Source organism: Parafrankia sp. Ea1.12 (assembly GCF_900465275.1).
GTDB classification, from domain to species: domain Bacteria; phylum Actinomycetota; class Actinomycetes; order Frankiales; family Frankiaceae; genus Parafrankia; species Parafrankia soli.
In genome coordinates this window covers 1-1561 of record NZ_UBIZ01000696.1, presented here as the reverse complement: position 1 = coordinate 1561, position 1561 = coordinate 1, and the positions used below count along the sequence as shown (strand labels likewise).

General features: G+C 70.5%; 2 protein-coding genes. One reads left to right on the top strand and one right to left on the bottom strand.

The window, feature by feature from the left end; translation table 11 throughout:
- Nucleotides 1-338 (bottom strand): hypothetical protein (locus tag FMEAI12_RS35640; RefSeq protein ID WP_112109405.1); only part of this gene is annotated, 338 nt, incomplete at its 3' end.
- A gap of 70 nt (nucleotides 339-408) precedes the next feature.
- On the opposite strand from FMEAI12_RS35640, the gene FMEAI12_RS35635 reads away from it, so the two are divergent.
- The gene (locus FMEAI12_RS35635) at nucleotides 409-1533 is read left to right on the top strand and encodes an IS630 family transposase (RefSeq protein ID WP_235015138.1); all 1125 of its coding nucleotides are present in this window, start codon (nucleotides 409-411) and stop codon (nucleotides 1531-1533) included.
- Nucleotides 1534-1561: the final 28 nt, after the last annotated feature.

Below are 1561 nucleotides of genomic sequence, written 5' to 3'. Positions count from 1 at the left end.
CCGTTAGTTCGTCGGTGATGGGTGGTGGCGGGTAGGTAGAGGCCGGCGGCGAGGTCGAGTGCGGCTTCGGCGGTTCCGGTCGGTGAGCCGTCGGCCAGGACGGAGTCGGCGTAGTCGTCGTGGCTGGCCCGCCAGATCGAGAAGCCCCACTGGCTGGCGTAGCCGACGTAGCGCAGCCGGCACAGGGGCTGGTCGTCGCCGTCGGGGTGGGTCGCGGTGATGTAGGCGAACGGGCCGCGGTAGCGGGTGGACACCGTGATCCCGGGCCAGTTCGTGGCGGCGTGCGCGACGAGGCGCTGCCGCAGGGAGGTCTTCGTCGATTCCGGGATACCCGCCACGATCTGATTGTGGCCGGGGGTTGGTCGTGGTGTGCCTGTGGGGCGTGGCTGGCCCGGTAGGACCGTGAGGGTGTCTCGCCGTGCCACCGCGATCACCCTGACCGACGACGTCCGCGCCGTTCTGGCTGGCCGTGTCCGTTCGATGACCGTGCCGCGCCGTGACTGGCTGCGCGCGGCGATCGTGCTCGCCGCCGCCGATGGTGCGGGCAACACGGCGATCGCTACCGATCTCGGTGTCTGTGAGGACACCGTCGGCAAGTGGCGAGGCCGGTTCGCCCGCGAAGGGCTCGCCGGGCTGGCTGATCGGCGCCGCTCGGGTCGGCCGGCCCGGTTCAGCGCGGTGCAGGTCGCCGAGGTCAAGGCACTGGCGTGCACCCGGCCCGCGGACGTCGGCGTGCCGCTGGAACGCTGGTCGAACGGTGAACTCGCTCGCCACGCGACCCGGCAGGGCATCGTGGCGGCGGTGTCGGCGTCGTCGGTCGGGCGCTGGCTGGCCCGCGACGCGATCCGCCCCTGGCAGCACCGCTCGTGGATCTTCCCCAGGGATCCGGCGTTCGTCGTGAAGGCCTCCCGGGTCCTCGATCTCTACGCCCGGACCTGGGACGGTGAACCGCTCGGCGAGGACGACTATGTGATCTCGGCGGACGAGAAGTCCCAGCTGCAAGCACTGCGCCGCTGCCACCCGACCGCGCCTGCCCAGCCCCGTCACGGCCCGCGCGTCGAGTTCGAGTACAAACGCGGGGGCACGGTGGCCTACTTCGCCGCCTACGACGTCCACCGCGCGCAGGTCATCGGCCGGATCGAGCCGACCACCGGGATCGCCCCGTTCGGCCGGCTCGTCGACCAGGTCATGGCCTGCGAGCCCTACGCCTCGGCGCGGCGGGTGTTCTGGATCGTCGACAACGGTTCCTCCCACAACGGCCAGACCTCGATCCGCCGGATGAGCTCGGCCTACCCGACCGCGACGCTCATCCACCTGCCGATCCACGCCTCCTGGCTGAACCAGGTAGAGATCTACTTCTCGATCCTGCAACGCAAGGCCATCGAACGCGGCGACTTCGCCGACCTCGACGCACTCGGCGACCGGGTCCTGGGCTTCCAGGACCTCTACAACCAGACCGCGGCCCCGTTCGGCTGGAAGTACACCCGCGCCGATCTCCTCAAGACCGCCAACCGCCTCAGCCTCGCCGCATAACCGACGAACTAACGGCGACGACCACTAG